The 6,492-nt window shown below is 59.2% G+C and carries 5 protein-coding genes; all 5 read right to left on the bottom strand.

Annotated features, from left to right (window positions below; translation table 11 throughout):
- Positions 1-210: 210 nt before the first annotated feature.
- Positions 211-1,683: a mannitol dehydrogenase family protein gene (locus KGB21_RS27900; protein WP_223507371.1), complete on the bottom strand. Its 1,473-nt coding sequence runs from the start codon at positions 1,681-1,683 to the stop codon at positions 211-213.
- Between the two features lie 15 nt (positions 1,684-1,698).
- The gene (locus KGB21_RS27895) at positions 1,699-2,802 is read right to left on the bottom strand and encodes an ABC transporter ATP-binding protein (protein WP_223507370.1); all 1,104 of its coding nucleotides are present in this window, start codon (positions 2,800-2,802) and stop codon (positions 1,699-1,701) included.
- A gap of 153 nt (positions 2,803-2,955) precedes the next feature.
- Positions 2,956-3,786 carry a carbohydrate ABC transporter permease gene (locus tag KGB21_RS27890; protein ID WP_034146567.1) on the bottom strand — a complete coding sequence of 277 codons (831 nt, stop codon included), beginning with the start codon at positions 3,784-3,786 and terminating at the stop codon, positions 2,956-2,958.
- 8 nt (positions 3,787-3,794) lie between these two features.
- A complete protein-coding gene (locus KGB21_RS27885; RefSeq protein ID WP_223507372.1) occupies positions 3,795-4,694 on the bottom strand; it encodes a carbohydrate ABC transporter permease in 900 nt (299 codons plus the stop codon).
- A gap of 200 nt (positions 4,695-4,894) precedes the next feature.
- Positions 4,895-6,205 carry an ABC transporter substrate-binding protein gene (locus tag KGB21_RS27880; protein WP_223507369.1) on the bottom strand — a complete coding sequence of 437 codons (1,311 nt, stop codon included), beginning with the start codon at positions 6,203-6,205 and terminating at the stop codon, positions 4,895-4,897.
- Positions 6,206-6,492: the final 287 nt, after the last annotated feature.

The raw sequence follows: 6,492 nt of genomic DNA, 5'->3' as shown, positions 1-6,492 counted from the left end.
AATGCGCAAATACCTGACAGGCTTGTGGGCGTGTATACGAACTGAAGAGGATTTCAACACGGCCAAGCTTTTCAGCGAAAAGCACCTGCTGAAAGCTTGACCGCGAACAGAGTATCTACAGGTTTTGTGTCGTTCATTGAAAGCTGGATCGACGCTCAAACTGTAGGAGCAAGCTTGCTCGCGATAACGGCAGTCAATTCACCGCAGTGTTCAGGCCAACACCCGCTCCAGCGTCCGTGTCACCCCAACCTCGCGCAAACTGTTGCAACACCACTCAAACGCCGCGACGAATTCCGGCGAGTGAGGAATCGTCGTGCCGAAAATCTCCTCAACCGCCAGCAACCGCTGGGTAATTAACACATCGTCCACCACCAACGCCTGACAAAACGCCGCCCTCGGGTCCGGTATGGCGTAGGTATCGCCATTCTCATCCACCCCCTTCAAGTACAAGGCCCACGCCGCCACTACCAGCGCCGCACGCTTGGTCTCTCGGCCATCGGCAATCAAGCGATTGATGGTCGGCACGGTGAATTTCGGAAACTTCGACGAACCGTCTGAACACACTCGCTCCAGTTGATCGGCAATCGCCTGGTTGGAGAAGCGCGCCACCAGCGTGTTTTTGTACTCGGTCAGGTCGATCCCCGGCACCGGCGACAGTTGCGGCGTCACATCCTGGTCCATATAAGCCCGCATGTAGCGCACGAACAGCGGGTCGTTCATGGTCTCGTGGACGAAGCGATAACCCTTGAGGAAACCGAGATAAGTCAGGGCCAGGTGACTGCCGTTGAGCAACTTGATCTTCATTTCTTCGTACGGCGTGACGTCATCGGTGAACTGCACGCCGACCTTTTCCCAGGCCGGGCGGCCGTTGACGAATTTGTCTTCCAGCACCCACTGCACAAAGGGCTCGCAGACTACCGGCCAGGCGTCGTCCACCGCGTGTTTGTCGGCCAGTTGCAGACGATGTTCAGTGCTGGTCATCGGCGTGATGCGGTCGACCATGGCGTTGGGGAAACTTACGTTTTGTTCGATCCAGTCCCGCAGGTCGGCATCGCGCAGGGCGGCGAAGGCCAGCAGTGCTTTACGGGTGACTGCGCCGTTGTGTGGCAGGTTATCGCAAGACATCAAGGTGAACGCCGGCGTGCCGGTCCCGCGACGTTTGGCCAGGGCGGCACAGAGGAAACCGAATACGGTTTTCGGTGCGTTGGGGTTCGCCAGGTCGTGCTGGATCTGCGGTAGGTGGGCCATGAACTCGCCGTTGCTGTCGTCGATGCAGTAGCCGCCTTCGGTGATGGTCAGCGAGACGATGCGGATCTCAGGGCTGGCGAGTTTGTCGATCAGCGCCAGGGCATCGTCTTCGGCCAGCAGCATGTCGCGGATGGCGCCGATGACCCGGACTTCGGTGTCGTCGGTATCACCGAGTTCGAACAGGGTGAACAGGTAGTCCTGTTCTTTCAGGTCGTCCCGGGCGCGTCGGTCTTCGGCACGCAGGCCGACGCCGCAGATGGCCCAGTCCAGGCCTTCGCCGGTGTTCATCAACGCATCGGTGTAATACGCCTGATGGGCACGGTGGAAACCGCCGACGCCGATGTGCGCAATGCCTTGGCGGGTGTCGCTCAGGGCGTAGGCGGGCAGGACCACTTCGGGCGCGAGGCGGTGCAGATTCTGTTGATTGAGTTTCATCGCAGGCTCTCTGAATCAGGCAGCGACGCGCAACGGGCGGGTCAGCGCCACGCCGTCGGCATCGAATAAATGGCAGTGGTTGGCGTCCAGGTGCAGGCCCAAGGTTTCGCCGTAGCGGCTGGCCAGGTCGCCGCGAACCCGCAGGGTCAACGCTTCGCCGGACGAGGTCCGCACGTGGCAGAAGGTGTCGCTGCCCAGGCGTTCGCTGACATCGGCGGTGACGTGCAAGGTGCAATCGTCCGGTTTCGCCAGTTCGAGGTGTTCCGGGCGAATGCCCAAAGTGACCGCGGCGCCAACGCTGAGGTTGGCGCCGCTCAGCGGCAGGCTGATGCGGGTGCCGGCGTCCAGTTGTACTTCGCAGCCCTGGTTGTCGACACGGCTGACTTTGCCTTTGAGGAAACCCATTTTCGGTGTGCCGAGAAAACCGGCGACGAACAGATTGACCGGTTGGTGATACAGGTCCAGCGGTGAGCCGACCTGCTCGATTTTACCGGCATTGAGCACCACCACCTTGTCGGCCATGGTCATGGCTTCGACCTGGTCGTGGGTCACATAAATCATGGTGGCTTGCAGCTCTTTGTGCAGGCGCAACAGCTCAAGACGCATCTGCACCCGTAGTGCCGCGTCGAGGTTGGACAGAGGCTCGTCGAACAGGAAGATTTTTGGGTTGCGCACAATCGCCCGGCCAATCGCAACCCGCTGACGTTGCCCGCCCGACAGTTGCTTGGGCTTGCGCTCCAGCATCGGCCCCAGCTCAAGAATGCGCGCCGCTTCGCCGACTTTTTTCTCGACTTCGGCCTTCGATACGCCCGCCAGATCGAGGGCAAACGACATGTTTTTGCGCACGCTCATGTGCGGGTACAAGGCGTAGGTTTGGAACACCATCGCCAGATCACGTTTGGCCGGGCTGACTTCGGTGATGTCGCGGCCATCGAGTTCGATGGTGCCGCCGCTGACTTCTTCCAGGCCGGCGATCAGACGCAGCAGGGTGGATTTACCGCAGCCGGACGGGCCGACGAAGACCACGAATTCCTTGTCGTTCACTTCCAGGTCGATGCCCTTGATGATGGAAAAGCCTTCGAAGCCTTTTTGCAGACTCTTGATTTTCAGGTTGGCCATGGTGATGAGCCTCCGGGTGTTGTTATTCGATTGAGCCCCGATCGGGCTTTTGTAGGAGCCGGCTTGCTGGCGATGAGGCCCTTGAATTTCACATCGCACTTGCGGCCGTCATCGCCAGCAAGCCGGCTCCTACAGGGGATCGTGTTGTGATCTTTATTTCACGGCGCCGAAGGACAGGCCGCGCACCAGTTGTTTCTGGCTGATCCAGCCGAAGATCAGGATTGGCGCACACGCCAGGGTCGATACGGCCGACAACTTGGCCCAGAACAACCCTTCGGGACTCGAATACGAGGCGATCAGCGCGGTCAGTGGTGCGGCGTTGGATGAGGTCAGGTTCAACGACCAGAAGGCTTCGTTCCAGCACAGGATCAGCGACAACAGCACCGTGGACGCCAGACCCCCCTTGGCGATGGGCAGCAGCACCCGGACCATTTCCTGCCACAGGGTGGCACCGTCCAGCCGCGCGGCTTCGAGGATGTCTTTCGGAATGTCCTTGAAGTAGGTGTAAATCATCCAGACCACGATCGGCAGGTTGATCAGCGTGTAGATCACGATCAGAGCGATGCGCGTGTCGAGCAGGCCGAAACTCTTGGCCAGCAGATAGATCGGCATCAGTACGCCTACTGGCGGCAGCATTTTGGTGGAGAGCATCCACAGCAATGTGCCCTTGGTACGCTGGGTTTCGTAGAACGCCATCGAGTAAGCCGCTGGCACCGCGATCAACAGGCACAGGGCCGTCGCGCTGAAGGAAATCACCACCGAGTTCCAGGCGAAACTGAAGTAGTCGCTGCGCTCGTTGATGTGCAGGTAGTTCTCCAGCGTCGGTGTGAAGATGAACTGCGGCGGCGTGGCGAAGGCATCGATTTCGGTTTTGAAACTGGTCAGCACCATCCAGAAAATCGGGAAGAAAATAAGGATCGCAACGGCCCAGGCCAAGGTGCCGAGCAGCAGGCTTTGCAGGCGACGGGATTGTTGAAGAGTCATGGCAGGCCTCAGGCTTTGTCTGTCAGGTTTTTGCCGATCATCCGCACCAGCACGATGGCCGCGACGTTGGCAATCACCACCGCGATCAAGCCGCCCGCGGATGCCATGCCGACGTCGAACTGCACCAGCGCCTGGTTGTAGATCAGGTAGGCGAGGTTGGTCGAGGCGTAGCCGGGGCCGCCGTTGGTGGTGGTAAAGATTTCGGCGAATACCGAGAGCAGGAAGATGGTTTCGATCATCACCACCACCGCAATCGGCCGTGCCAGGTGAGGCAGGGTCAGGTGCCAGAAAATCGCGATGGGGCCGGCACCGTCGAGGCGCGCGGCTTCTTTCTGTTCCTGGTCGAGGGACTGCATGGCGGTCATCAGGATCAGGATCGCGAAGGGCAGCCATTGCCAGGAGACAATGATGATGATCGACAGCAACGGGTAGTGCGCCAGCCAGTCCACCGGTTGCGCGCCGAACAGTTTCCAGACGTAGGCGAGCATCCCCGACACCGGATGGAAAATCAGGTTCTTCCAGATCAGCGCCCCGACCGTGGGCATGATGAAAAACGGCGAGATCAGCATGACCCGGACGATGCCGCGCCCGAGAAAATCGCTGGCTTCCAGCAAGGCGCTGATCAACACGCCGAACACCACACTGATCAGCAGCACACTGCCTACCAGCAACAGGGTGTTGGTGGCGCCGGGCATGAACCCGGAATCCGTGAGGAAGTAGGTAAAGTTCTCCAGCCCGACGAACTCGTTTTCGCCGGGATTGAGCAGGTTGTAGCGAATCAGTGAAAAGTAAACGGTCATGCCCAGCGGCACGATCATCCACAGCAGCAACAATGCCACCGAAGGACTGACCAGAAACCAGCCAGGGTTGCTCAACCGGCTTTTACGCAGCGGTTGAGGGATTTCCATGTGAGCTTTGGCGGTTGAAGTATTCATGGTGATCACTTGCTCGTTGTCCGGCGAGTTCTCTGTGGCGAGGGAGCTTGCTCCCGCTCGGCTGCGAAGCAGTCGTAAATCCGGGTAGCACGTTGCGTCTGCTAGATCGCTGGGGGCCGCTTCGCAGCCCGGCGGGAGCAAGCTCCCTTGCCACATGAAGGATGTTGCGGTGGTTATTTGGGATAACCGGCGCGCTTCATCTCGCGTTCGGTGGTTTGCTGCGCCGCTGTCAGCGCCTGGTCTACGGTGGTCTGGCCGATCAGCGCCGCCGAGAACGATTTGCCGACCTGGGTGCCGATGCCCTGGAACTCAGGAATGGTCACCAACTGAATGCCGATGTAAGGCACCGGTTTCAGCGTTGGCTTGCTCGGGTCCGCCGCCTTGAGCGATTCGAGCGTGACTTTGGCGAACGGCGCGGCACTCATATAGGCCTCGCTGTAAGTAGAGGCGCGAGTACCTGGCGGCACGTTGGCAATGCCGTCTTTTTCCGCGACCAGCGCCCCGTATTCCTTGGAAGTCGCCCAGGCGCTGAAGGTTTTCGCCGCGTCCTTGGCCTTGGAACTGGTCGGAATGGCGAGGGCCCAGGAGTACAACCAGGCCGAGCCTTTGTCAGTGGTCTCATGCGGCGCATAGGTAAAGCCGACGTGATCGCTGACTTTGCTCTGGGTCTTGTCGGTAACGAACGAGCCGGCAACGCTGGCATCGACCCAGATCGCGCATTTGCCGCTGTTGAACAGCGCCAGGTTTTCGTTGAAACCGTTGCTGGATGCACCCGGCGGACCGGATTTCTTCATGGTGTCGACGTAGAAGTTCAGCGCGTTTTTCCACTCAGGGCCGGTGAATTCCGGCTGCCATTTCTCATCGAACCAACGTGCACCGAAAGCGTTGGCTACGGTGGTGATCAGCGCCATGTTCTCGCCCCAGCCGGCCTTGCCGCGCAGGCAGATGCCGTACTGTTCTTTGTCCTTGTTGGTGAGTTTGCCGGCGAACTCGGCTATCTGCGTCCAGGTCGGGCGCTCGGGCATGGTCAGGCCGGCGTCCTTGAACAGGTCGGTGCGGTAATAAGTGATCGAGCTTTCGGCGTAGAACGGCAGGGCGTACAGCGAACCCTTTACCGACAGGCCTTCGCGCACCGACGGGAACACGTCGTCGAGGGCGTAGCTGGCCGGCAAGTCCTTCATCGGTTCCAGCCAACCTTTTGCGCCCCACAGTGCCGCTTCGTACATGCCGATGGTCAGCACGTCGAATTGTCCGCCCTGAGTGGCGATATCGGTGGTCAGGCGCTGACGCAGAACGTTTTCTTCGAGTACCACCCAATTGAGCTTGATGTCCGGATGCTCGGCCTCGAAGGTTTTCGAGAGCTTTTGCATGCGGATCATGTCGCTGTTGTTGACGGTGGCGATGGTCAGGGTCTGGGCGCCAAGGCTGACGCTACTGAGGGTCATGCAGGTGAGGGCAAGCAGAGCTTTTACAGAAGGTTGCATCGTGCACTCCTTTTCTGCACCCGGTGGGTTACAGAAGGACAGTTATTGTTTTTGTGTCTTCCGAAGGCGGGAAGAATGTGCGCTGATTACAGCCTTCAATTGAGGGCGAGACAAATCATCCATCGCACTTGGATTAATACTTTTTTGCACTAGACTTTAGTGCGGTGGACGCAGGGAAGGGCATTTCGGCGGTGAAGTGATATCGAATCAGTACAGGTTTCACGGCCTTGAAAGCAAAAGATCGCAGCCTTCGGCAGCCTGTAGGAGCTGCCGAAGGCTGCGATCTT

Origin of the sequence: Pseudomonas sp. GL-RE-29 (genome assembly GCF_019947275.1) — a bacterium.
Classification (GTDB): domain Bacteria; phylum Pseudomonadota; class Gammaproteobacteria; order Pseudomonadales; family Pseudomonadaceae; genus Aquipseudomonas; species Aquipseudomonas fluorescens_A.
This window is presented reverse-complemented; position numbering and strand designations above follow the sequence as displayed.

Coding starts and splice junctions, on each gene's coding strand:
- KGB21_RS27900 (WP_223507371.1), bottom strand. CDS start 1,683: ATGAAACTCAATCAACAGAATCTGCACCGCCTCGCGCCCGAAGTGGTC.
- KGB21_RS27895 (WP_223507370.1), bottom strand. CDS start 2,802: ATGGCCAACCTGAAAATCAAGAGTCTGCAAAAAGGCTTCGAAGGCTTT.
- KGB21_RS27890 (WP_034146567.1), bottom strand. CDS start 3,786: ATGACTCTTCAACAATCCCGTCGCCTGCAAAGCCTGCTGCTCGGCACC.
- KGB21_RS27885 (WP_223507372.1), bottom strand. CDS start 4,694: ATGGAAATCCCTCAACCGCTGCGTAAAAGCCGGTTGAGCAACCCTGGC.
- KGB21_RS27880 (WP_223507369.1), bottom strand. CDS start 6,205: ATGCAACCTTCTGTAAAAGCTCTGCTTGCCCTCACCTGCATGACCCTC.